General features: G+C 56.7%; 19 protein-coding genes. 12 read left to right on the forward strand and 7 right to left on the reverse strand.

Annotated elements, in window-relative coordinates:
• Window position 1 precedes the first annotated feature (1 nt).
• Together LOC22_RS04170 and LOC22_RS04175 are read left to right on the forward strand one after the other, a co-directional pair.
• Window positions 2-958, forward strand: coding sequence for a N(4)-(beta-N-acetylglucosaminyl)-L-asparaginase (locus LOC22_RS04170; RefSeq protein ID WP_015572193.1), 957 nt, complete (start codon window positions 2-4; stop codon window positions 956-958).
• On the forward strand, window positions 958-2,376 hold the full coding sequence (locus LOC22_RS04175; protein ID WP_230239541.1) for a leucyl aminopeptidase family protein: 1,419 nt from the start codon (window positions 958-960) through the stop codon (window positions 2,374-2,376). Before LOC22_RS04170 ends, LOC22_RS04175 begins: the two co-directional genes overlap by 1 nt.
• Before the next feature lie 86 nt (window positions 2,377-2,462).
• On the opposite strand, the gene LOC22_RS04180 is transcribed toward LOC22_RS04175, so the two are convergent.
• The 4 genes from LOC22_RS04180 to LOC22_RS04195 all read right to left on the reverse strand — a co-directional run bounded on the left by LOC22_RS04180 (window position 2,463) and on the right by LOC22_RS04195 (window position 6,916).
• A complete protein-coding gene (locus tag LOC22_RS04180; RefSeq protein WP_211482948.1) occupies window positions 2,463-3,164 on the reverse strand; it encodes a DnaA inactivator Hda in 702 nt (233 codons plus the stop codon).
• A gap of 96 nt (window positions 3,165-3,260) precedes the next feature.
• Window positions 3,261-4,550: a uracil permease gene (gene uraA / locus LOC22_RS04185; RefSeq protein ID WP_017692944.1), complete on the reverse strand. Its 1,290-nt coding sequence runs from the start codon at window positions 4,548-4,550 to the stop codon at window positions 3,261-3,263.
• A gap of 82 nt (window positions 4,551-4,632) precedes the next feature.
• Window positions 4,633-5,259, reverse strand: coding sequence for a uracil phosphoribosyltransferase (upp, locus tag LOC22_RS04190; RefSeq protein WP_003860560.1), 627 nt, complete (start codon window positions 5,257-5,259; stop codon window positions 4,633-4,635).
• A gap of 226 nt (window positions 5,260-5,485) precedes the next feature.
• Window positions 5,486-6,916, reverse strand: coding sequence for a 6-phospho-beta-glucosidase (locus LOC22_RS04195; protein ID WP_015572190.1), 1,431 nt, complete (start codon window positions 6,914-6,916; stop codon window positions 5,486-5,488).
• A gap of 266 nt (window positions 6,917-7,182) precedes the next feature.
• On the opposite strand from LOC22_RS04195, the gene purM reads away from it, so the two are divergent.
• From purM to ppx, 4 genes are all read left to right on the forward strand, one after another.
• Complete coding sequence (gene purM / locus LOC22_RS04200; protein ID WP_017383509.1) at window positions 7,183-8,220, forward strand: phosphoribosylformylglycinamidine cyclo-ligase; 1,038 nt, start codon at window positions 7,183-7,185, stop codon at window positions 8,218-8,220.
• Window positions 8,217-8,858, forward strand: coding sequence for a phosphoribosylglycinamide formyltransferase (gene purN / locus LOC22_RS04205; protein ID WP_006811493.1), 642 nt, complete (start codon window positions 8,217-8,219; stop codon window positions 8,856-8,858). The genes purM and purN overlap by 4 nt, the downstream gene beginning before the upstream one ends.
• A 228-nt stretch (window positions 8,859-9,086) precedes the next feature.
• On the forward strand, window positions 9,087-11,147 hold the full coding sequence (ppk1, locus tag LOC22_RS04210; protein ID WP_017692942.1) for a polyphosphate kinase 1: 2,061 nt from the start codon (window positions 9,087-9,089) through the stop codon (window positions 11,145-11,147).
• A gap of 3 nt (window positions 11,148-11,150) precedes the next feature.
• Window positions 11,151-12,689 (forward strand): exopolyphosphatase, encoded by a 1,539-nt coding sequence (gene ppx / locus LOC22_RS04215; RefSeq protein ID WP_003860570.1) that lies wholly within the window; start codon window positions 11,151-11,153, stop codon window positions 12,687-12,689.
• Window positions 12,690-12,693: 4 nt separating this feature from the next.
• On the opposite strand, the gene LOC22_RS04220 is transcribed toward ppx, so the two are convergent.
• The gene (locus LOC22_RS04220) at window positions 12,694-14,934 is read right to left on the reverse strand and encodes an EAL domain-containing protein (RefSeq protein ID WP_230239386.1); all 2,241 of its coding nucleotides are present in this window, start codon (window positions 14,932-14,934) and stop codon (window positions 12,694-12,696) included.
• A 368-nt stretch (window positions 14,935-15,302) separates the two neighbouring features.
• Between LOC22_RS04220 and LOC22_RS04225 the strand changes: the two genes are divergently transcribed.
• From LOC22_RS04225 to LOC22_RS04235, 3 genes are all read left to right on the forward strand, one after another.
• Complete coding sequence (locus LOC22_RS04225; RefSeq protein WP_017383512.1) at window positions 15,303-15,473, forward strand: YfgG family protein; 171 nt, start codon at window positions 15,303-15,305, stop codon at window positions 15,471-15,473.
• A 156-nt stretch (window positions 15,474-15,629) separates the two neighbouring features.
• Window positions 15,630-16,097, forward strand: a complete 468-nt coding sequence (locus LOC22_RS04230; RefSeq protein WP_015572184.1) for a DUF6130 family protein — start codon at window positions 15,630-15,632, stop codon at window positions 16,095-16,097.
• A gap of 10 nt (window positions 16,098-16,107) precedes the next feature.
• On the forward strand, window positions 16,108-16,854 hold the full coding sequence (locus LOC22_RS04235; protein WP_045338590.1) for an alpha/beta fold hydrolase: 747 nt from the start codon (window positions 16,108-16,110) through the stop codon (window positions 16,852-16,854).
• A 129-nt stretch (window positions 16,855-16,983) separates the two neighbouring features.
• On the opposite strand, the gene LOC22_RS04240 is transcribed toward LOC22_RS04235, so the two are convergent.
• Window positions 16,984-17,820, reverse strand: coding sequence for a MipA/OmpV family protein (locus tag LOC22_RS04240; RefSeq protein WP_032102791.1), 837 nt, complete (start codon window positions 17,818-17,820; stop codon window positions 16,984-16,986).
• Between the two features lie 203 nt (window positions 17,821-18,023).
• Between LOC22_RS04240 and LOC22_RS04245 the strand changes: the two genes are divergently transcribed.
• From LOC22_RS04245 to LOC22_RS04255, 3 genes are all read left to right on the forward strand, one after another.
• Window positions 18,024-18,701 (forward strand): response regulator, encoded by a 678-nt coding sequence (locus LOC22_RS04245; RefSeq protein ID WP_017383516.1) that lies wholly within the window; start codon window positions 18,024-18,026, stop codon window positions 18,699-18,701.
• Window positions 18,701-20,089: a sensor histidine kinase gene (locus LOC22_RS04250; protein ID WP_045337839.1), complete on the forward strand. Its 1,389-nt coding sequence runs from the start codon at window positions 18,701-18,703 to the stop codon at window positions 20,087-20,089. Before LOC22_RS04245 ends, LOC22_RS04250 begins: the two co-directional genes overlap by 1 nt.
• A gap of 167 nt (window positions 20,090-20,256) precedes the next feature.
• A complete protein-coding gene (locus LOC22_RS04255; RefSeq protein ID WP_003860591.1) occupies window positions 20,257-20,736 on the forward strand; it encodes an RrF2 family transcriptional regulator in 480 nt (159 codons plus the stop codon).
• A gap of 66 nt (window positions 20,737-20,802) precedes the next feature.
• Here the strand turns inward: LOC22_RS04255 and oqxB are convergent, their stop codons facing one another.
• The gene (oqxB, locus tag LOC22_RS04260) at window positions 20,803-23,955 is read right to left on the reverse strand and encodes a multidrug efflux RND transporter permease subunit OqxB (RefSeq protein ID WP_017692935.1); all 3,153 of its coding nucleotides are present in this window, start codon (window positions 23,953-23,955) and stop codon (window positions 20,803-20,805) included.
• Between the last annotated feature and the right edge of the window lie 17 nt (window positions 23,956-23,972).

The raw sequence follows: 23,972 nt of genomic DNA on the forward strand, positions 1-23,972 counted from the left end.
CATGTGGGGAATTATCGCAACCTGGCGAATGGCGCTTGAAGGGGTAACGGAATCTGCGTCTGCCCTGGCGGCCGGGAAACCGGTCGCTGCGGCGGTAGTCGATGCCGTCGCCGCCGTGGAGGACTTTCCGTTTTATAAATCCGTCGGCTACGGCGGGCTGCCGACCGAGAACGGCGAGGTGGAGCTGGACGCGGCCTATATGGACGGCGACACGCTGGCGTTCGGCGCCGTGGGCAATCTGGTGGATATCGCCAACCCGGTGCGCGTGGCGCACGCACTCAGCCGCCAGCGCTATAACAGCCTGCTGGTCGGCCAGGGCGCGCGCGAATGGGCGCTGAGCCAGGGCTTTGCCGACAAAACCATGCTCACGGATCGCGCCATGCAACACTACCGTAAGCGCTGCCGCGAAACGCTGGACAAGGGGTTAAGCCCCTACGACGGACATGACACCGTCGGCATCATCGGCCTCGATAAACAGGGCTCGATGAGCGTCGCCACCTCCACCAGCGGCCTGTTTATGAAAAAACGCGGTCGCCTCGGTGACTCACCCATCATCGGCTCCGGCTTTTACTGCGACAGCGAAACCGGCGCGGCCACCGCCACGGGCGTCGGTGAAGATCTGATGAAGGGCTGTACCAGCTACGAAATCGTTCGCCGGATGGCGCAAGGGATGACGCCGCAGCAGGCGGCGGATTCGGTGGTGTTCGAACTGGAAGACAAGCTGATGTCGCGCTTCGGTCGCGCGGGCGATCTCTCCGTGGTGTGCATGAACAGCAAAGGAGAATTTGGCGCCGCAACCAACATCAAAACCTTCTCGTTTGTGGTGGCGACGGCTCGCCAGCCCCTCACCGTTTTCCGTACTGAACGCCTGCGGGAGAAAACGCACTATCACGCGGTAGATGAGGAGTGGATGCAGGCCTATGCCGCGCGGATCCGCGCACCGATTGAGGAGTCATGATGATCACATACCAGTTTATCAACGCGCTTTCAGACGCGAAGCCGCAAAGCCATTTGATTGCGCGCGCTGACAGTTCCCTGATACCGGAAAGCGCTCTTGTCGCTGAAATGCGCCAGCAGAGCACCGTCGCGGACGCGCGCTTTGGCTGCGCGCCGTTTGCCCGCATCACCCTGTTTCCGGATGCGCTCTGGCATGACGCCCTGACCGAAGGGTTGCTCACCGCACTGCGACCGCTGCTTGCCGCCCCCGCCAGCGCCGAACTCGTGCTGGACGTGACGGATATTGACGATGTGGTGCTGGCGCAGGTACTGCGTTTTCTCTTTAATCAGGCGCACAGGCTCAGTGACCTGAAGCTGAAGAAGACGGACGTAGCGCTGCGTCTTACCTGCATCACTGCCCTCTGCCTGCCGGAACAGCAGGCGAAGCTGGAGACGACCTTCCGCCAGCAGCAGGCCATTGCGCTCGGCATGGTTGCGGCGCGACGTCTGGCGGATATGCCGTCCGACCGCTGCACGCCGCAGTTTGTGGTGGATGAGGCGCAAAAACTGTGTGCCGCCAGCCCTGCCCTGCGCTGCGAGGTGTTGGATGCAACGCAAATCGTTGAGCAAGGGCTTGGGTTGCTGCACGCCGTCGGCAAAGGGGCGACCTGCCCACCGCGCCTGCTGGCTATTCACTATAACGGCGTGTCTGATGGCCCGGTGCGCTGCTACGTGGGAAAAGGCATTACCTTTGACACCGGCGGCCTGTGGCTGAAGGAAGGCGCGGGCATGTACACCATGAAATATGACATGTGCGGCGCGGCTAACGTGCTCGGGCTGATGCTGACCGTTGCGGAGCTGAAATTACCCGTGCGCATCATGGGCGTGCTGGCGCTGGCGGAAAACGCCATCGGCCCCGACGCCATGCAGCCCGGCACGGTGGCGACGGCCTGCAACGGCACCACCGTTGAAATCAACAATACCGATGCCGAGGGCCGGCTGGTACTGGCAGACGCTATCGCCTGGGCGAGTCAGCGCCATCCGCAGGCGCACTATATCATTGATATGGCGACCTTAACCGGAGCGGTGGTGAAAGCGCTGGGGTATGAGCTGAGCGGGCTGATGACCCAGGATGAGCCGTTGCGTCAGGCACTGACGCTCGCGGGCAAACGAAGCGGCGACGAGGTGTGGTCCCTGCCGCTGGATGCGCGGCTGAGAAAGCAGACCGACAGCGCCATTGCCGATCTATGCAACACGCCGACCAACAATGCGGCGATCAGCGCCTCGGCGGCGTGGCTGCTGCATCACTTCTGCCCGCCGACCATTCCGTGGGCGCATCTGGATATCAGCGGGACGGCGCTGTGGCGTGAGAACGGCAGAAGCGTGGCATCGGGAAGACCGATTCCGCTGCTGGTGGAGCACTTGTTGGGGGATCTTTAGCCGGGTGGCGGCTGCGCCTTACCCGGCCTACAAGGTATGACGGGTTTTCGTAGGCCCGGTAAGCGCAGCGCCACCGGGCAAAAAACTCAAAGCTTAAGAATATCTTTTACAAACGGAATGGTCAGCTTGCGCTGGGCGGTAATGGAGGCGCGATCGAGCTGATCGAGCGTATCAAACAGCGTGCGCATTTCGCGATCCAGACGCTTGAGCAGGAAACGACCCACGTCTTCCGGCAGTTCAAATCCGCGCAGTCTGGCGCGCAGCTGAAGTGCCTGGAGTTTGTCTTCATCCGACAGCGGTTGCAGCTTGTAGATTTGTCCCCAGTCCAGACGAGACGCCAGATCCGGCAGCCCCAGATTGAGCTGACGCGGCGGACGATCGCCAGTGATCAGCAGCCGGGTTTTGCCCGACTCCAGGATGCGGTTGTAGAGGTTAAAGATCGCCATTTCCCACGGTTCGTCCCCCGCCACGCATTCGATATTATCGATGCAGACCAGGGAGAGATGTTCCATGCCCTCCAGCACCTCAGGCACAAACCAGGTGCGTTTATCCAGCGGCACATAGCCTACCGCGTCACCGCGCGCCGAAAGCTCCGCACAGGCGGCATGCAGCAGGTGGCTGCGTCCCGCGCCTTCGCGTGACCAGATATAGATGTATCCGCTGTGTTCCTGGCGCAGCACGTTTTGCAGTGCAGCCAGTAAAGAGGGGTTATCACCCGGCCAGAAACTCGCGAAAGTTTCGTCGTCAGGGAGATAAAGTGGCAGAGAGAGCTGTGCCGGTCCGTTCAGAAATACCTCAACCAGAGATCTTACATAAAATCGGAATGGAGTTTAACACGGAACCTGCAAGGAGAGAACCGGGCGATCCTTCGCCCGGCATGACGATCAATGTGGCGCTTTTTCGCTTTCGTCCGCGTCCAGCACCACCTCTTCCGGGCGGATCACCGAGATCAGCTTGAAAATCAGGCTCAGGCCGACGCCGACGATGGTCGCCAGCGCCATACCCTTCAGCTCTGCCGCGCCGATGTGCACCTTCGCGCCGCTCACGCCGATAATCAGGATAACGGAAGTGAGGATCAGGTTCTGCGCCTTGCTGTAATCCACTTTGGATTCAATCAGCACGCGAATACCGGAGGCACCGATCACCCCGTACAGCAGCAGGGAAACGCCGCCCATCACCGGAACCGGGATAATCTGGATCGCCGCCGCCAGTTTACCAACGCAGGAGAGCAGAATGGCGATGATCGCCGCGCCGCCGATAACCCAGGTGCTGTAGACGCGGGTGATCGCCATTACGCCGATATTCTCACCGTAAGTCGTGTTTGGCGTGGAGCCGAAGAAACCAGAGATGATGGTGGAGAAACCGTTGGCAAACATGGAGCGATGCAGGCCCGGGTCGCGGATCAGGTCGCGCTTCACGATGTTCGCCGTCACCACCAGGTGGCCGACGTGTTCAGCAATCACCACCAGCGCGGCAGGCAGAATAGTGAAAATGGCGAACCATTCAAAGCGCGGGGTGTAGAAGGTTGGCAGCGCGAACCAGTGCGCCTCGGCAATCGGGGTGGTATCCACAACGCCCATCACGAAGGAGAGCGCGTAACCCGCCAGCACGCCGATCAGGATCGGGATAATCGCCATAAAGCCGCGGAAGAGGACGGAACCGAAAACCGTCACGCCCAGCGTCACCAGCGAAATAATGATGGTTTTGGAATCCGGTGACTGACCGTCCGCAGGCAGCAGCCCGGCCATGTTCGCCGCCACGCCCGCCAGCTCCAGGCCGATGACGGCAACGATGGCCCCCATTGCCGCAGGCGGGAACATCACGTCCAGCCAGCCGGTACCGGCTTTCTTCACGATGAAGGAGACCAGGCAGAACAGCACGCCGCACATGATAAAGCCGCCCAGCGCGACCTCATAACCCAGCGGCAGCAACAGCAGAACCGGGGAGATAAACGCGAAGCTCGACCCGAGATAGGCCGGGATTTTGCCTTTACAGATGAAGAGGTAAAGTAGCGTACCGATGCCGTTAAACAGCAGCACGGTAGCCGGGTTAATGTGAAACAGGATTGGCACCAGCACGGTTGCGCCAAACATGGCGAACAGGTGCTGCAAACTAAGCGGGATTGTCTGTAAAAGCGGCGGTCTTTCACTCACCCCGATAGCACGGCGCGTCATAGTGTTTTCCTCTGAGTGTCATTGTTGGTTTTTATTCAAAAAAAAGCCGACTATCAAAGTCGGCTTCTTTATCGTTATTCGATTATTTAGTACCAAAAATCTTATCGCCGGCATCGCCGAGCCCCGGGATGATGTACCCGTGCTCGTTCAGTCCCTGGTCGACAGACGCGGTATAGAGTTCAACGTCCGGGTGCGCTTTTTCCAGCGCCGCGATACCTTCCGGCGCCGCAACCAGCACCAGCACTTTGATGCTGCTGCATCCCGCTTTTTTCAGCAGGTCGATGGTGGCGATCATCGAACCGCCGGTCGCCAGCATCGGGTCAACCACCAGCGCCATACGCTCGTCGATGTTAGAGACCAGCTTCTGGAAGTACGGGACCGGCTCAAGCGTCTCTTCGTTACGGTAGATACCCACCACGCTGATACGCGCGCTTGGGACGTGCTCCAGCACGCCTTCCATCATGCCCAGACCCGCACGCAGGATTGGCACCACGGTAATTTTTTTACCTTTGATCTGCTCAACCTGTACCGGACCGTTCCAGCCTTCGATGGTCACTTTTTCCGTTTCCAGATCAGAGGTCGCTTCGTAGGTCAGCAGGCTACCCACTTCAGAAGCCAGTTCGCGAAAACGCTTCGTGCTGATGTCATGCTCACGCATCAGGCCCAACTTGTGTTTAACGAGTGGGTGTTTCACTTCCACAATCTTCATTCTCTTTCTCCTCTGAGGTGGCATCCGCAAAAAAATCGCGGGATTATACCGCTTTTTTCGGATTAGGCCATACCCATCTTGCTTGACGTATATCAATCAAAGTGATTTAGAGACAAAAAAACCGGAGGCGAAGCTCCGGCTTGGGTGCGGGTTCTGCCCGGTGGCGCTGCGCTTACGCGGGCCTACGTGTAGTGTAGGTCGGGTAAGCGTTAGCGCCACCCGACAATTACAGGTTATCGCCGTTGCTGGCAATCACCTGCTTATACCAGTCGAACGATTTCTTCTTGCTGCGGTTCAGCGTGCCGTTACCTTCGTTATCTTTATCGACAAAGATAAAGCCGTAGCGTTTTTTCATCTCGCCGGTGCCGGCAGAGACCAGGTCGATACAGCCCCACGGGGTATAGCCCATCAGGTCTACGCCATCCTCCACCACCGCTTTTTTCATCTCGCGGATATGCGCGGAAAGGTAGTCGATGCGGTACTGGTCGTTCACCGTGCCGTCGCTCTCCTGCACGTCGATCGCGCCAAAGCCGTTCTCAACGATAAACAGCGGCAGCTGGTAGTGATCCCAGAACCAGTTGAGGGAGTAGCGAAGCCCCACCGGGTCAATCTGCCAGCCCCAGTCCGATTTCTGCACGTACGGGTTAGAGACCAGGCTCTTGCTCTCGTCGTAGTCCAGCTGCGGGTTGTCCGCCGTCGCTTTGGTGGCGAAAGACATGTAGTAGCTGAACCCGATGTAATCCACGCAGCCCTGCGTCAGCGCCACTTTATCTTCTTCGGTGATATCCAGCGCGAAGCCGCGACGTTCAAAGTAGTTGAGCAGATGCTGCGGATACTTGCCGCGCACGTGAACGTCGGTGAACCAGTAGCGACGATGCATGGCGTTCATCGCCATCATCATATCGTCCGGGGCACAGGTCAGCGGATAGATGGGGCACATGGCAATCATGCAGCCGATTTGCAGCGACGGGTTGATCTCGCGCCCCGCCTTCACCGCCAGGGCACTGGCCACCAGCTCATAGTGCGCCGCCTGGAACATCACCGGCTCGCGATCTTCTCCCGGCGCATATTTCAGCCCGGAGTTGGTAAACGGCGCAAAGTCTTCGTGGAAGTTGGCCTGGTTGTTGATCTCGTTAAAGGTCATCCAGTACTTCACTTTATGCTGGTAGCGCTCAAAAACGACCTTCGCGAAGCGAACAAAGAAGTCGATCAGCTTACGGTTGCGCCAGCCGCCGTATTCCGTCACCAGGTGGAAAGGCATCTCGAAGTGGGAAAGCGTGATCACCGGCTCGATGCCGTGCTTCAGGCACTCGTCAAAAAGATCGTCATAGAATTTGAGTCCCGCTTCGTTCGGCTCCAGCTCGTCGCCTTTCGGGAAGATACGCGTCCAGGCGATGGAGGTGCGGAAGCATTTGAACCCCATCTCGGCAAAGAGTTTGATGTCTTCTTTATAGCGGTGATAGAAGTCGATGGCTTCGTGGTTTGGGTAATTTTTCCCCTCCAGCACGCCGTTGGTGATTTCACGCGGTACCCCGTGGGCGCCTGCCGTCATGACATCGGCAACGCTCACGCCCTTGCCGCCCTCTTTCCAGCCGCCTTCGAGCTGGTGCGCCGCAACGGCCCCACCCCACAGAAAACCTGCTTTAAATCCTGACATTCGCTATCCCTCATTCTGCGTAATTTTCTGCAAAAACAGTTACAGAAACCGGTTTCAGTTTGATGATGTGCAAAGGGGATAGCCGTTGCAAGCAGATCGCCGAAACCGGTTTCATTTTCGTGAACAGAGTCAAGTTTGTTGCCCTGGACAGCCCGCACAGAAAAAAAGATCCTCGCGCCGAGAATAGGCTCGCAAACGTTTGCCTGGACTGTTAGAATTGCGCCGATTTTTCTTACTAGCTATGCAATCGCGTGGGGATTTAAGCCGTGACCAACAAAACTTCTCTCAGCTACAAAGATGCCGGTGTTGATATTGACGCAGGTAATGCGCTGGTTGACCGAATCAAAGGTGTGGTGAAAAAAACCCGCCGCCCGGAAGTGATGGGTGGCCTGGGTGGATTCGGCGCACTGTGCGCGCTGCCGCAAAAATATCGTGAACCTGTGCTGGTCTCGGGTACGGATGGTGTCGGTACAAAACTGCGCCTGGCGATGGATCTTAAGCGTCACGATACGATTGGTATCGATCTGGTGGCGATGTGCGTCAACGACCTGGTGGTACAGGGCGCCGAGCCGCTGTTCTTCCTCGATTACTACGCGACCGGCAAGCTGGACGTGGATACCGCAGCCAGCGTCATTAACGGTATCGCCGAAGGCTGCCTGCAATCCGGCTGTGCGCTGGTCGGCGGTGAAACCGCGGAAATGCCTGGCATGTATCACGGGGAAGATTATGACGTCGCAGGCTTCTGCGTCGGCGTGGTAGAAAAATCAGAAATTATCGACGGCAGCAAAGTGGCTGACGGCGATGTGCTGGTTGCGCTGGCTTCCAGCGGTCCGCACTCCAACGGCTACTCTCTGGTGCGTAAAATCCTCGAAGTGAGCGGTTGCGACCCGCTGACCACCGAGCTGGACGGCAAACCGCTGGCCGATCACCTGCTGGCCCCGACCCGCATCTACGTGAAAAACGTGCTGGAGCTGATTGAGAACGTTGACGTGCACGCCATCGCTCACCTCACCGGCGGCGGCTTCTGGGAAAACATTCCGCGCGTGCTGCCGGACAATACCCAGGCGGTGATCGACGCATCCTCATGGCAGTGGCCGTCTGTCTTCAACTGGCTGCAAACCGCAGGCAACGTGAGCTCTCACGAAATGTACCGCACCTTTAACTGCGGCGTGGGCATGGTTATCGCCCTGCCCGCCAGCGAAGCGGATAAAGCGGTTAAACTGCTGACAGAAAAAGGTGAAAACGCGTGGAAAATCGGTACGATTAAAGCTTCCGATTCCGAACAGCGTGTGGTCATTGAATGAAAAACATCGTGGTGCTCATTTCCGGCAACGGAAGCAATTTGCAGGCAATCATAGACGCCTGCAAACAGAAGAAAATCAATGGCACCATTCGGGCAGTATTCAGCAACAAGGCCGATGCATTCGGCCTTGAGCGCGCGCGGGAAGCGAACATTCCTGCGCACGCGCTGGAAGCCAGCCAGTTCGCCGGGCGTGAAGCCTTTGACCGTGAGCTGGTGCAGGAGATTGACGCCTACGCACCTGACGTGGTGGTGCTGGCAGGCTACATGCGCATCCTGAGCCCGGCTTTTGTTGCACACTACGCCGGACGACTGCTCAATATCCACCCTTCCCTGCTGCCAAAATACCCCGGTCTGCACACCCATCGTCAGGTGCTGGAGAACGGCGATGAGGAGCATGGTACCTCCGTGCATTTCGTCACCGACGAGCTGGACGGCGGTCCGGTCATTTTGCAGGCAAAAGTACCGGTCTTTGACGGCGACAACGAAGACGACGTGACCGAACGTGTGCAGACGCAGGAACACGCCATTTATCCGCTGGTGGTAAGCTGGTTTGTCGATGGACGTCTGGAGATGCGCAACGGCGCAGCCTGGCTGGACGGCGTGAAGTTGCCCCCGCAGGGTTATGCGGCTGAAGAGTAGTCTGTTTGAATTGCCCGGCGGCGCTTCGCTTGCACGGGCCTACGGTCCCGTAGGTCGTGGTAAGCGCAGCGCCACCCGCCCCCCCCTCCCCCAACCCTCTAAATTCCCCAACAAAAAAATAACTGTCATACTTTTCTGGCACTGTTGGACATATCGTGGAAATGCTCGCCATAATAAGGACGAGACGGATTTACCACGTCCTGTGATTGAACTGGAGTGTGAGCTGTAATGGGTCAGGAAAAGTTATACATTGAGAAAGAGCTAAGCTGGTTAGCATTCAACGAACGTGTACTTCAGGAAGCGGCCGATAAAAGCAACCCGCTGATTGAACGTATGCGTTTTTTAGGCATCTATTCCAACAATCTGGATGAGTTCTACAAGGTTCGCTTCGCCGAACTGAAACGCCGAATCATCATCAGCGAAGAACAGGGCTTGAACTCCCACTCCCGGCATCTGCTTGGAAAAATCCAGTCTCGCGTCATGAAAGCCGATCAGGAATTTGATGGCCTCTATAACGAGCTGCTGCTGGAAATGGCACGCAACCAAATCTTCCTGATCAACGAACGCCAGCTCTCCGCGAATCAGCAAAACTGGCTGCGCCACTATTTCAAACATTATCTGCGCCAGCATATCACCCCGATTCTGATCAACCGTGAAACCGATCTGGTGCAGTTCCTGAAAGATGATTACACCTATCTGGCGGTAGAAATCATTCGGGGTGAGACCATTAACTACGCGCTGCTGGAAATACCGTCTGATAAAGTCCCACGCTTTGTAAACCTGCCGCCGGAAACCCCGCGCCGACGTAAGCCGATGATCCTGCTGGATAACATCCTGCGCTACTGCCTGGACGATATCTTCAAAGGCTTCTTCGATTACGACGCGCTCAACGCCTACTCGATGAAGATGACCCGTGACGCCGAGTACGATCTGGTGCATGAGATGGAGGCCAGCCTGATGGAGCTGATGTCTTCCAGCCTCAAGCAGCGCCTGACGGCGGAGCCGGTGCGGTTTGTCTATCAACGCGATATGCCGGACGCGATGGTGGAGATGCTGCGCGATAAGCTGACCATCTCCCGCTACGACTCCATTATCCCCGGTGGGCGTTACCACAACTTTAAAGATTTCATTGGCTTCCCGAACGTCGGCAAGGCCAATCTGGTGAACAAACCGCTGCCGCGCCTGCGCCATATCTGGTTCGATAAGTTCCGCAACGGGTTCGACGCCATCCGCGAACGGGATGTGCTGCTCTACTATCCGTATCACACCTTTGAACACGTGCTGGAATTGCTGCGTCAGGCCTCGTTCGATCCGAACGTGCTGGCGATCAAAATCAACATTTATCGCGTGGCGAAAGATTCCCGTATCATCGATGCGATGATCCACGCGGCGCACAACGGCAAGAAAGTGACCGTGGTGGTTGAGCTCCAGGCTCGCTTCGACGAGGAGGCCAACATCCACTGGGCGCGCCGACTGACGGAAGCGGGCGTACACGTCATCTTCTCCGCGCCAGGGCTGAAAATTCACGCCAAGCTGTTCCTGATCTCCCGTAAAGAGGGCGACGACGTGGTGCGCTACGCCCATATCGGTACCGGGAACTTTAACGAGAAAACCGCGAGAATCTACACCGACTATTCGCTGCTGACTGCCGATGCCCGCATCACCAACGAAGTGCGTCGGGTGTTCAACTTCATTGAGAACCCGTACCGCCCGGTGAGCTTCGATTATCTGCTGGTGTCACCGCAGAACTCACGGCGCCTGCTGTACGATATGATCGATAAAGAGATTGCCAATGCGCAGAACGGCTTGTCGTCCGGCATCACGCTGAAGCTCAACAATCTGGTGGACAAAGGGCTGGTGGACCGCCTGTACGCGGCCTCCAGCTCCGGCGTTCCGGTAAATCTGCTCATTCGCGGCATGTGCTCGCTCATTCCGGAACTGGAAGGCATCAGCGACAATATCCGCGTGATCAGCATTGTGGATCGCTATCTTGAACACGATCGCGTCTATATTTTCGATAACGCCGGTGATAAGCGCGTATACCTCTCGTCCGCCGACTGGATGACGCGTAACATTGATTACCGTATTGAAGTGGCGGCACCGCTGCTGGATCCTCGCCTGAAGCAGCGTATCCTGGACATTATCGAGATCCTGTTCAGCGATACGGTGAAAGCACGTTATATCGACAAAGAACTCAGTAATCGCTATGTACCGCGCGGCAACCGCCGTAAAGTGCGCTCGCAGCTGGCGATTTACGATTACATTAAATCACTTGAGCAATCCGATTAACCTATGCCAATAAACGATAATACCCCACGCCCGCAGGAGTTCGCCGCGGTCGATCTTGGCTCAAACAGTTTCCATATGGTCATCGCCCGCGAGGTGGATGGCGCGATGCAGATCATCGGTCGTCTGAAGCAGCGTGTGCATCTGGCCGATGGTCTCGACGCGCGTAACATGCTGAGCGAAGAGGCCATGGAGCGCGGGCTGAACTGTCTGTCGCTGTTCGCAGAACGTTTGCAAGGCTTTTCGCCGTCCAGCGTCTGCATCGTCGGGACGCATACGCTACGCCAGGCGCTGAACGCGCCGGAGTTTCTTAAGCGCGCGGAAAAGGTTATCCCCTACCCGATAGAGATCATCTCCGGTAACGAAGAAGCGCGCCTGATTTTTATGGGCGTGGAGCATACGCAGCCGGAAAAAGGCCGCAAGCTGGTGATTGATATCGGCGGTGGTTCCACGGAACTGGTGATTGGCGAAGACTTCGAGCCGCGTCTGGTGGAAAGCCGCCGTATGGGCTGCGTCAGCTTCGCGCAGATGTATTTCCCGGGCGGCGTCATCACCCGCGAAAACTTCCAGCGCGCGCGCATGGCCGCCGTACAAAAACTCGAAAATCTGGCCTGGCAATACCGTATTCAGGGCTGGAACGTGGCGCTGGGCGCATCGGGTTCGATTAAAGCGGCCCATGAAGTGCTGCTGGCAATGGGTGAAAAAGACGGGTTTATTACGCCTGAGCGCCTGGTGAAACTCACCGAAGAGGTGCTTAAGCATAAGAGCTTCGACGCCCTGAGTTTGCCGGGTCTGTCCGACGAACGTAAAGCCGTGTTCGTACCGGGGCTGGCGATCCTCTGCGGCGTGTTTGACGCGCTGGCGATCAAAGAGCTGCGCCTCTCTGACGGCGCCCTGCGTGAAGGCGTACTGTATGAGATGGAAGGCCGTTTCCGTCATCAGGATATTCGCAGCCGCACCGCGCAGAGCCTGGCCAACCAGTACAACATCGACCGCGAACAGGCGAAACGGGTGCTGGAAACCACGGTTCAGATGTACGAGCAGTGGGAGGAGCAGAATCCGAAGCTGGCGCATCCGCAGCTGGCCGCGCTGTTGAAATGGGCCGCCATGTTGCACGAGGTGGGGCTGAACATTAACCACAGCGGAATGCATCGCCATTCAGCCTATATTCTGCAAAACAGCGATCTGCCTGGTTTCAACCAGGAGCAGCAAACCATGATGGCGACGCTGGTGCGCTATCACCGCAAAGCCATCAAGCTCGACGATCTGCCGCGCTTTACGTTATTTAAGAAAAAGCAGTTCCTGCCGCTTATTCAGCTGTTGCGCCTGGGCGTGTTGCTCAATAATCAGCGACAGGCAACCACCACGCCGCCGACGCTGAAGCTAAAAACGGATGACTATCACTGGACGCTGAGCTTCCCGCACGACTGGTTTAGCCAGAACGCGCTGGTGCTGCTGGATCTGGAAAAAGAGCAGCAGTACTGGGAAGCGGTCACCGGCTGGCTGTTGAAGATTGAAGAAGAGAGTTCTGAGGCGGCAGCGTAACGGCTCAGGCGCTCTCCTGAGAAGGCTGCGTGTTGAGCAACGTATCAAGCTCAGTCGGCAAGCCAATCAAATAGCCCTGCACATAATCGATACCTAGCGCGTGCACCGCGCTACGTATCTCTTCCGTTTCCACATATTCCGCCACCACCAGCATTTTCTTCATCCGGGCCAGATGGCAAATGGAAGCCACAATCTGGTAATCCAGGCTGTTGCTGACAATATTGCGAATAAAACCGCCGTCGATTTTGAGAATGTCTGCGTCCACGCTTTTTAACCGCGCATAGCTGGCGTAGCCCGTGCCAAAATCATCAATGGCGATCCGGATGCCCATTTTTTGTAATTTCCTGAGGGTCGACGCCGCCAGATCCGCATGACCAAAGGCGCTGCTTTCGGTCACTTCAAAGATCAGCTGCCACGCTTCAACGGCGTATTTGGCTAACAGGCGGCTCACTTCAAGCGGGAACTGCGCCCTGTAGGCGGTAGAAGGTGCGAGGTTGATCGCAAAGCGCTGGCCCGGCAAACGCTGGCGGTGCTGTGCCAGAAAACTCAACGTATGCTCCAGTACCCATAAATCAACACGCGACGATAAACCAAACTCCTGTGCAATGGGCAGGAACTGCTCGGGAAAGATCAGCGCCCCGTTATCATCACGCATTCGCAGCAGCACCTCGTGATAACAATCACCGCGCAGCCCGCGAACAGGCTGAACCAGCAGGGTAAAAGCGTCCTGCTCCAGCGCGGCCTGCAAACGACTCATCATCGCGACCTTATCTTTCAGGCTACGCTGCAAATGAACAGCCCCGCGCTGCTGAAGATTTTCCGGGTGGTTGGTAGAAAGGGAGAGATCGGCCACGATACCCAGTTCCCCCAGCACCAGATAGAGATGATTGACGGGTGAGCGTACATAGCAATAGCTCACGCCGACCTGAGGCTGTACCGGCATACCATCCCAGATAAAAACAAACTGCTTGATATGCTCGTCCAGCGTTTCAATGCGCTGTTGATGCGACTCCGCCTCCAGACGCACCGCCATGTCATACCCGGTGAGGTGATAGACTCGCTCATTGGGCTGAAGGGTGCCGTTTATCCATTGCGCCAGCTGCTGTTTATACTGGATCCGCAGCATCACGCCGTAATTGCGTCCCAGCACCTCCAGCTCGGGCACGCGCAGTAAACAGAGCGCTGACCACGGATGACTGGCCAGCTCGCGCGACAGCGCCCGCAGGTTGGGCATATGCACCACCGGATCGAGAAAAGCCTGACTGCGGGAGCGAATATTGATGGCCCGCTGACGTGTCGCCAGCATCGACATGTACGTCACAACGAAGGAAAAGACCAGATAGCTGGATGAGGTGATCGCCAGCTGAATGCCATACCCCTCTTGCACCGGAATGTAGTGATAAAAAAAGTGAATCGACACCAGCAGGACCGGCGTCCAGATGAGTGACATCAGCTTGTAGCCAAAGCGCATCGCCCCCCAGAGCATCACGGGCATCAGCAGGGACAAGGTGTAGTTGGTACTGAAAATGGAACTGTTTGCATTCATGGGCAGCAGCAGCATGACCAGCAACCCGCCCAGGGCTAAAAACCACACCACAAACTCAAAGGCCGTCACCTTTTTGTCTATTTGCGCGCGGAGCTGGGACATCAGTCCCTTGATATAGCGCGGATGACGTATCAGGCGGATCAGCAGGTAGCTTAGCGGCACGCCCGTCAGCCCGCTCACCAGCAGCCCCTGATAGTTAATAAGGGTCCGAATATTGAGGGGATTCAGTCCTGCGAGGCTCTGGCGGCTCTCATAGACGCCGAGATAAACCGCAAACTGAAACAGCACCAGAAAAAGCGTTGCCGGACAAAACACCTGCCAGAAGATACGCTGCCCCATCAGGCGTATGTCACCGTAAGCGGTCATATTGCGCCGGGGCGCAAACACGCGATAACCGCCCCAGCTGAGCACCAGAGGAATGATAAAATGCAGAATGCCAGCCACGGTTTCAAATAACCCAACGGAGGGGTAATAACGTAAAAACAGCGATACCACCACCCCGGGGAGGGCTTCCAGGCCAAAGAACAGCAGCAGCGCCAGCAGAAAAGAGAGCGGGAGATAATAGAGCGCAACGATACCGTCGCCCAGCTGCGTTAAGGTATTAGCCACACTTAGCACCGGGAGTAACACGACGGGTAAAATAAGAGGAAGAGCCCACCAGCGGTCTTTATTTTGCTTCAGGATATGATGAATATTCATAGATGCTCGTTTACAACCCTTGCGATCCAGAGGGTAAATGAAGACAGGCATCCAACCTGACGTACACATTGCCCGGAAAATTCCTGGCAAGCACAGTGGAGGAGGGATTTTAAATAGCAACGACGGGATGCGGTTGACCTAAATCAAATTAATTTATCTGAATAAACCTTTCTTACGTTTTTTTTGAATATTTTTCCTGTAATTATCAATGCGATAAATAAAAGCGTTGTTTTTAATAACATAAATTAATGTAAGCATTGACGGTATTTTACATTTCGCCGAATTGACCCTGACTTGCGGCTGTGCCTTAATAGCCGTATCGCCCAAAAGGGTATACTCAGGAAAAGAAAGTGAGTCAGGCTACGCGTATGCGAAAACGACATCGATTTAACACCCGGATGACCCGCATCATACTGCTCATCAGTTTCCTGTTTTTCTTTGGCCGCTTTGTTTATTCCTCCATTGGCGCCTGGTATCACCATCAGGACAAAATTCAGTCGCAGCAATCAGGTCTTGTGGTGGATTCGCCCGAGCGCTAAAGCGTGTTCGCTCCCGGAAGACAAACTGTATCGCACTGTATCCCGAGCGCTACGCTGACAAACCGGTACAAAACGCCCGCAAAAGCAAACATCCCCGATACATAAAAATGGTCTTCTGTATCCCTCGCCATAATAAACTGATGAGGAGAGACACAGATGATTCGTCGATATTTCCTGCTTCCTGTATTTGCGCTGACGTCCTTTGCTGGCGCAATGGCCGCACCGTTGGATGGCCTGAGCGCCGCTGATGTCAACGGTCCAGCCGCCGTCGCCCCGCCTGAACACCCCCAGCCGCCAGCAAAACTGATTGTCGATCCGCCGCTGGCGGGACCGCTAAGTAAAGGTGCGGTCTTTATTCAGTACCGTGTCGAAAACCTGCGCATTGAACCTGTATTTGGACCCGACGCGCTGAAAGTCACTCCGCGTATCGGCCATATTCACGTTGTGGTGGATGACGCGCCCTGGCACTGGGCTGATACCAGCGGCGAGCCGGTGATCCTGGTCGGGCTGCCCGCAGGAAAGCACAAAGTGACGATCGTCGTTGCCGACCCGACGCATAAACCCATCGACCATAAAACCGTTGAATTCACCGTGCCGCCACACGCCGCGGTTCATCACTTTTAAGGAGCCTGTTATGAAAGCATTGTCTGTATTAACAGCGATGGTGCTGGCGGTTTCCACCAGCGCGCTGGCAGAGACGAAAGCCAGCGTGGTGCTGGTGCACGGGGCGTTTGCCGACGGCAGCAGCTGGAATAAGGTGATTACCCGGCTGCAAAAACACCATACCGAGGTCATTGCGGTACAACTTCCGCTCACGTCTCTGAAAGATGATGTCGCCGCCACGCAGCGTGCTATCGCCCGGGCTCATGGGGATGTGGTGCTGGTCGGTCACTCCTGGGGCGGGACGGTAATCAGCGAGGCGGGAAACAATGCCCGCGTGAAGTCACTGGTTTACGTTGCCGCTTTTGCGCCGGATTCCGGCCAGTCGACGGCAGATCTGGCAAATAGCTACCCTGCTCCGCCAGGGACCGCCAGCCTCGCTAAAACCACAGAGGGGTATTTATATCTGCCGACAAAAGCGGTCAGCGAGAATTTTGCCCCTGACGTGAAGGACGTTGAGCGCAGCGTGATTGCCGCGACGCAGGGCCCCATTAAGGCCGATGCGTTTGGGGAGAAAATCGCGCATGCCGCCTGGCATGACAAACCGAGCTGGTATGTGGTCAGCAAAAATGACCGGATGATCAATCCTGAGCTAGAGCGCGCAATGGCGAAGAAAATCAACGCCAACACCACGGAGGTAGCGGCAAGCCATGTATCGATGGTCAGTCAGCCGGACGTCATTACCCGTACGATTGAACAGGCGTTATCGGGTCAACAGTGATAAAAAAGCCCGCATGATGAACGGTCCGACTTCGGGCCACGCCATCCTGCGGGCTTTATGCACTTCCGGCTCCTGCAACGGGGTTATGTGCGGTTTTGTCACAAACGCACCTTCCCCCTCGCTGAACCATCAGAAGCTGTACGTCACCTTCAAACTTCCCACAGGAGACGTTTTTCGCTGAACAATGGGGCTATCGCCAGCCTCTCCCGTCAGCTGCGTAACGCCAGCTGCGGCAAGCAGGCTCCAGCGGGAGGTAAGCTTATGGGTCCAGTCCAGGTTCAGCGAATACGCATATATTCCCGATCCGGCATCGTGTCGGGCAAAACCCGATGCGGCCGACTGGGCGGCATTCACCCCGTAGTAGGTTTGCACATACTTACTGGATCCCCAGCTACCGGTCAGCGCCAGCGTTAACACATTTTTCGGAGATGTATAGAGCGGGCTGGCAATGCCGAAATGCACAGCTTCACCATTGTCTCTCTCAGAAACCGGGACCTCTGCCTGCAACTGCACGGTCAGCCAGTCAGTCACCCTGTATCCCAGCCCTGGCACAACGATAGCTGAGCCTTTAATGTCACCCATTCCTCGCAGGTCGTCGCTGCCGGAGGCGATCGAATCGCTGCTTACGTCGCGATCCTTACGTCCTGCGCGATAGCTCAGCGCTGCGTTGTAGTCCAGGTTACCAAAGCTGTTGCCGTAGCCGATCCCCCGCGTGGTGCTGACAAAAAAACCATTGGCCATCGCGTAATCAACCACCTGAGCCGCAGAGACCCGGCTCTTGTCCGAACCGGAATAGCGTGGCGCAACATCCACGCCGCCTCCCAGGGTTAACACGTTGCCCTGAGGCTGATCTGCCGCCAGGGTCGGGGTAGCCAGTAACGCCAGGACGGCCCCCGGCAAGATGCTTTTCATGCTGCGACCGATGCGTGAACGGGGGAAACTATTACGCAGTGTGATGTTTCTCATTAAAGAAGCCCTTTGGATTCAGATGATTGCGATACAAGCGGTGTTAAACGCCAGAGCGCCCATTCTGAATACTCACCCTAAGGTTCTTATGAGCCGTAAATGAAGAAATGCTGAAGCACGTGAAGGTTCTGTAAACCCTGTAGAATTCCTGTTACCGTTTTTTCTTCAGTTGTTCTTCATGCACTGTTGATACAGTTACCAATGTGAAAATTCTACTAATTGAAGACGACCTGGATCTCGGCAATGGCGTGCGTATCGCCCTTGCAGATCAAGGATTTGATGTCATATGGGTACGCCGCAAAGAGGATGCGCTGCATCAGCTTGGGATCTGCGTGCCGGAACTTATTTTGCTCGACCTGGGGCTGCCCGATGGCGATGGCATGAGCCTGATGACGCGCCTGCGTCAACAGCTTAAGGGCGTCCCTGTCATCATCCTGACGGCGCGAGGCACGCTACAGGACCGCCTGTGCGGGCTGGATGCAGGTGCAGACGATTATCTGGTCAAACCTTTTGTTCTCGCCGAACTGCTGGCGCGCGTGAGAGCCCTTGCGCGGCGCAGTTACGGTTTTGAAAATGAGGCAATAGAAATTCGCGGTTTGTCGCTTCATATTCCGACGCGTCGCGTAACGGTGAGCGCACGCCACGTTGAGCTGACGGCAAGCGAATATGCGCTGCTTGAAACGTTAATGCTGCGCGCCGATCGCGTGCTTACGCGACGGTATCTGGAAGAAAGGATATTTGGCACGAAAGAAAACCTCAGCAACGCGCTTGACGTGCATATGGGTAACCTGCGGCGAAAAATTGGCGATGGCTTTGTGCGAACGGTAAGAGGCGTTGGGTATGTCATCGATACCGTACCCGTTCAGAAGGCGGCAGGTTGATGCGTAATTTTTGGCACCACCTCCGGCTTCCCACGCTGGTCAGGCGAATGCTGGTCGCCCAGATGCTGCTGCTTACGTTGCTCTGGTGTCTCTTTTTAACCTTCATTTTGCTGGAAGACCTGCGTAGCCCTCCCATACTGACGGGCAGTGAGACTTACGAAACCGTTTTTTCCCTGGTGGAGAGTATGGACGATCGCCCGCAGGCGCGTGATGCCGTGCTGGCAGCGTTCAGCAAGGCGCTGCGGGAGGGGTATGGCGGCGGCGAAGATCCGGAGCTGTCCATCAACCTCATTGTTCGCAAGAATAACGAGATTATTTTTTCTTCGGATGGTGCGCCAACGGGGGTAAAAAATAGCCGTCTGGGGGTCATGCAGCATGTCCAGAGTGAGGACCATACATGGACGAGCCGTACCCTCAAATCCGCGCACTCCGACGTGGAAGTCACCCTTTTTACCCCTGCCGGTAGCTGGAATTTCTTTATCTATCTGAACTCGCGCGGCTACTACGTCATGCCGCTGATGATATGCATCCCTTTTCTTCTGTTCCCCGCGTGGCTGTCCATCCGCATCGCGATGCGCCCCTGGAACAAGGTGGTGAATGAAATTTCATTGCGCACGCCGGACGATCTCTCGCCTTTAAAAGCCGTCCCCAGACACAGGGAGCTTCGCCAGACAGTCGACGCGATTAATGACTTTCTGGCCAGGGTGCGGGAAAGCGCCGAAAGGGAAAGAATGTTTATTGCCGATGCCGCACACGAACTGCGTACGCCTCTGGCCGCGATGCGGATCAACGTCGAGGCGTTGCAGTCCTGGGTCATCAGCGAAAGCCAGCAGGAGCTGCTTGCGGGCATTGTTCGCAGCAATAGCCGTGCTGCGCGTCTCGTCAATCAGCTTCTGCTGATGATGCACAGCGAAGCGCACATCAGCACGGTGATGTCGCCTGTGCCACTGACGACGCTTATTCAGGAGCGAATGGCTGCCCTGGAACCACTGGCGTCCGGGCGCAGAATTGAGTTTGAATTCATCGCCGATGATGAAATCCATGTCGCAGGCATTCGGGAACGTCTGGTATCGCTGATCGACAATTTGATTGAGAATGCCGTGAAGTACAGCCCTGAGGGTGGACGCATTGAGGTACAACTGCAATCGCGTGACAAGTCCGCTCAGCTGCGCGTCTCAGACGCGGGTCCCGGCATTCCGGTTGAATTGCGGGAGCGTGTGTTCGACAGGTTCTTCCGCGATCCTAATCAGACCCAAAGCGGGAGTGGACTGGGGCTTGCTATCGTTAAAGCCGTTACGCAGCAACACAACGGCAGGGTCAATCTGAGTAAGTCAGCCGAAGGCGGTCTTATGGTGACCGTTGATTTCCCGAATCCGGCGTTCGCATGAACGTAAACGCGGCGCTACACGTCCTGACATGTGTCAGCGCAGCGTTACTTCACGTATGCCGCAGATTGCTTCAATAAAATTACCGTATTTGTTATATTGTTACTTACTGATTATTCACCTCTGCGGTGCCAAAAAGAACAAGATTCACCGCAACCCAGGACAGAAAAATGTTAGATTACCGCTTCCCGACAGCTTTGCAGATGGTTCTCAGCGTAGCGATGGCGGAGCAATCGGGTGAACGTTCGACGAGTGCAATCCTGGCTTACGGCCTGGAAGCGAATCCGAGCTTTATCCGCAAATTAATGGTTCCTCTCGCCCGCGACGGCATTATCGTCTCCACGCTTGGCCGCAACGGCTCTATTCACCTTGGCCGCCCGGCGGAAGAGATTACCCTGCGTGATATCTACCTCTCCGTCACTGAAGATAAAAAGCTGTGGGCGTCCCGTCCTGACGTCCCGGCCCGCTGCGTGGTCAGCGCCAACGCCTGCTGGTACTTCAAATCAATCGCTGATGAAGCGGAGCAGGCTTCGTTAGCGGTTTTAGCGCGCCATACCGTCGCCAGCGCGCTGGAAGAGGTGAAAAAAGCCGATACCAGCGGGTGCGATCCGGTGCCGGAACTCTGCACACAGCATAAAAAAGCGCCCTAATCCTGACAGACTGCGAAAAAAAAGCCGCCTTCATTGTGAAGGCGGCTTTTTGCTATCTGCTACGTCCTACGCAGGCAACACCTCTCTTTCCGCTTTACCGCGCGTCACGAACTTACGCAGCGTCACGTAAAAGACCGGCGTCAGGAACAGACCAAACAGCGTCACACCCAGCATCCCGGCGAACACGGTGATCCCGGTGACGCCGCGCACTTCTGCCCCTGCCCCGTGACCAAGGATCAGTGGAATGGTCCCGGCAATAAAGGCGATAGAGGTCATTACAATCGGGCGTAAACGTAGGCGGCACGCTTCCAGCGCGGCCTCCATAATGCCTTTGCCCTGAATTTCCAGCTCGCGGGCAAACTCCACGATAAGAATCGCGTTTTTACAGGCCAGCCCCATCAGTACCACCAGCCCTACCTGCACGAAGACGTTGTTATCGCCCCCGGTCAGCCAGACGCCGAACAGCGCGGAGAGCATCGTCATCGGCACTATGAGGATCACCGCCAGGGGCAGCGTCCAGCTTTCATACAGCGCCGCCAGCACCAGGAACGCCAGCAGCACCGCGACCGGGAAGACGATCAGCGCCGTGTTGCCCTGGGTGGCCTGCTGGAAGCTCAGGTCCGTCCATTCAATATTCATCCCGTTCGGCAGGATCTGCTTAGACATACCGTCCAGCTGCGTCATCGCCTGCGCGGAAGAGAGCACGCGCGGGTCGGCATCGCCAATCAGATCCGCCGCCGGGTAGCCGTTGTAGCGGATCACCGGGTCCGGACCGTAGGTGGTCGTGATTTTCACCATACTGCCAATCGGCACCATTTCACCCTGGCTATTACGGGTGCGTAAATTCGCGATATCTTCCACGCTGTCGCGGAACTGCCCGTCGGCCTGTGCCATTACGCGCCAGGTGCGACCGAACTGGTTGAAGTCATTCACATAAGACGAGCCCAGATAGGTTTGCAGCGTCCCGAAGAGATCGGTGAGCGACACGCCCTGCGCTTTCGCCTTATCACGGTCAACCTGTACATCCAGCTGCGGAACGTTTGCCTGGTAGGTTGAGATAGGGAAATGCATCCCCGGCGTCTGCATAATCGCCCCGGACATGGTGTTCACCGCGTTTTGCAGCGCGCCATAGCCCAGACCAGCACGATCCTGAATATACAGCGAATAGCCCGATCCCTGGCCCAGACCTAAAATCGGCGGCGGCAGAATCGAGAAGCCAAAGCCCTGCTGGATTTGCGCGATTTTCGCGTTGATCTCCGCGTTTATTTCCGCCGCAGTATGTTTACGCTGGTCGAAAGGCTTCAGGCCAAAGAAGACCGTCCCGGTGTTCGGCGTATTGGTGAACTGGAGCGCATTCAGGCCAGGAAACGCGACCGCATAATCCACGCCTTCGGTATTCATCCCGATTTCGCTCATTTTGCGGATCACCGCATCGGTGCGCGCCAGCGACGAGCCTTCCGGCATTTTCACGCCGCCGATCAGGTACAGCTTATCCTGCGTCGGAATAAACCCGCCGGGAACGGCTTTAAACATCACGCCCGCAGCGCAAAGCAGCAGCAAATAAACCACGAACACTGCCCCGCGTCGGCCGAGCGTTTTGCCCACCAGCCCCTGATAGCCAGTCGAGCTGCGGTGGAAAAAGCGGTTAAACGGACGGAAAATCCAGCCGAACAGACGATCGATAAGCCGGGTCGGGAAATCTTTCGGGGCGCCATGCGGCTTCAACAGCAGCGCGGCCAGCGCTGGCGAGAGCGTCAGCGAGTTGATCGCGGAAATCACCGTGGAAATGGCTATCGTTACCGCAAACTGCTTGTAGAACTGACCGGTCACGCCGGAGAGGAACGCCATCGGAACGAATACCGCACACAGCACCAGCGCAATGGCAATAATCGGTCCGGACACTTCACGCATCGCCTGATGCGCTGCCGCAAGTGGGGCGAGCCCCTCTTCGATATTTCGTTCGACGTTTTCCACCACCACGATGGCATCGTCCACCACGATACCAATCGCCAGCACCAGCCCGAACAGGCTCAGGGTATTCAGCGAAAAGCCCAGCAGGTAGAGAATACTGAACGTGCCCACTACCGATACCGGCACCGCAATCAGCGGGATTATCGACGCGCGCCAGGTTTGCAGGAACAGGATCACCACCAGCACGACCAGCACCACCGCTTCCAGCAGCGTTTGCACCACAGCGCGGATCGAGTCGCGTACAAACACCGTCGGGTCGTAAGGCGCCGCCCATTTCATATCGTCCGGGAATCGTGTGGACAGTTCGTCCATTTTGGCGCGTACCGCGTTAGACAGATCGATGGCGTTTGCCCCCGGCGACTGGAAGATACCAATCCCGACCGCGTCTTTATTGTTCAACTGGGAGCGCAGCGCGTAGCTGCCGGACCCCATCTCGACACGCGCCACGTCGCGCAGTCGGACGACCGTACCATCCTGCGTGGTTTTCAGGACAATGTTGCCGAACTCGTCTTCGGTATGCAGGCGGCCCTGGGCGTTAATGGAGATCAGGAAATCGCTCTCTTTCGGCAGCGGCTCGGCGCCAAGCTGCCCGGCGGACACCTGCACGTTCTGCTCCTGCATCGCCGTGACCACGTCCGAAGCGGTCAGCCCGCGGGCCGCGACCTTGTTCGGGTCCAGCCAGACGCGCATCGCGTATTCACCCGAGCCGAAAATCTGAATCTGCCCCACGCCGGGCAGACGCGCCAGCTCGTCCTTCACCTTCAGCGTGGCGTAGTTACGCATATACAGTGAATCGTACTTACCGCCAGGCGAAAACAGATGCACCACCAGCGTCAGCGTTGGCGACTGTTTCTGAGTCGTGATGCCCAGACGCCGCACGTCTTCCGGCAGACGCGCTTCGGCCTGCGCGACGCGGTTTTGCACCTGAACCTGCGCCTGATCCGGGTCGGTGCCCGGACGGAAGGTGACGGTAGTCACCAGCACGCCGTCGGAGCCCGCGACGGATTTCATGTACATCATGTTCTCAACGCCGTTGATCGCCTCTTCCAGCGGCGTCGCCACGGTCTCGGCAATCACTTTCGGGTTGGCGCCCGGGTACTCGGCGCGCACCTGCACGCTTGGCGGCACGACGTCAGGGTATTCGCTCACCGGCAGCAGCGGGATGGCGATTAATCCTGTGATAAAAATCAGAATCGACAGTACGGCGGCAAAAATCGGCCTGTCGATGAAAAAACGGGAAAAGTCCATGGATTGGATTCTCAGGT

It is taken from the genome of Enterobacter sp. AN-K1 (assembly GCF_020971765.1).
Classification (GTDB): domain Bacteria; phylum Pseudomonadota; class Gammaproteobacteria; order Enterobacterales; family Enterobacteriaceae; genus Enterobacter; species Enterobacter hormaechei_C.

What these genes read in the sequence shown, in the direction of transcription:
- purN (WP_006811493.1), top strand. Translation starts at nt 8,217, where the DNA reads ATGAAAAACATCGTGGTGCTCATTTCCGGCAACGGAAGCAATTTGCAG.
- LOC22_RS04175 (WP_230239541.1), top strand. Translation starts at nt 958, where the DNA reads ATGATCACATACCAGTTTATCAACGCGCTTTCAGACGCGAAGCCGCAA.
- ppx (WP_003860570.1), top strand. Translation starts at nt 11,151, where the DNA reads ATGCCAATAAACGATAATACCCCACGCCCGCAGGAGTTCGCCGCGGTC.
- LOC22_RS04170 (WP_015572193.1), top strand. Translation starts at nt 2, where the DNA reads ATGTGGGGAATTATCGCAACCTGGCGAATGGCGCTTGAAGGGGTAACG.
- LOC22_RS04230 (WP_015572184.1), top strand. Translation starts at nt 15,630, where the DNA reads ATGATTCGTCGATATTTCCTGCTTCCTGTATTTGCGCTGACGTCCTTT.
- LOC22_RS04255 (WP_003860591.1), top strand. Translation starts at nt 20,257, where the DNA reads ATGTTAGATTACCGCTTCCCGACAGCTTTGCAGATGGTTCTCAGCGTA.
- LOC22_RS04240 (WP_032102791.1), bottom strand. Translation starts at nt 17,820, where the DNA reads ATGAGAAACATCACACTGCGTAATAGTTTCCCCCGTTCACGCATCGGT.
- LOC22_RS04250 (WP_045337839.1), top strand. Translation starts at nt 18,701, where the DNA reads ATGCGTAATTTTTGGCACCACCTCCGGCTTCCCACGCTGGTCAGGCGA.
- LOC22_RS04235 (WP_045338590.1), top strand. Translation starts at nt 16,108, where the DNA reads ATGAAAGCATTGTCTGTATTAACAGCGATGGTGCTGGCGGTTTCCACC.
- oqxB (WP_017692935.1), bottom strand. Translation starts at nt 23,955, where the DNA reads ATGGACTTTTCCCGTTTTTTCATCGACAGGCCGATTTTTGCCGCCGTA.
- ppk1 (WP_017692942.1), top strand. Translation starts at nt 9,087, where the DNA reads ATGGGTCAGGAAAAGTTATACATTGAGAAAGAGCTAAGCTGGTTAGCA.
- LOC22_RS04220 (WP_230239386.1), bottom strand. Translation starts at nt 14,934, where the DNA reads ATGAATATTCATCATATCCTGAAGCAAAATAAAGACCGCTGGTGGGCT.
- LOC22_RS04225 (WP_017383512.1), top strand. Translation starts at nt 15,303, where the DNA reads ATGCGAAAACGACATCGATTTAACACCCGGATGACCCGCATCATACTG.
- upp (WP_003860560.1), bottom strand. Translation starts at nt 5,259, where the DNA reads ATGAAGATTGTGGAAGTGAAACACCCACTCGTTAAACACAAGTTGGGC.
- LOC22_RS04195 (WP_015572190.1), bottom strand. Translation starts at nt 6,916, where the DNA reads ATGTCAGGATTTAAAGCAGGTTTTCTGTGGGGTGGGGCCGTTGCGGCG.
- uraA (WP_017692944.1), bottom strand. Translation starts at nt 4,550, where the DNA reads ATGACGCGCCGTGCTATCGGGGTGAGTGAAAGACCGCCGCTTTTACAG.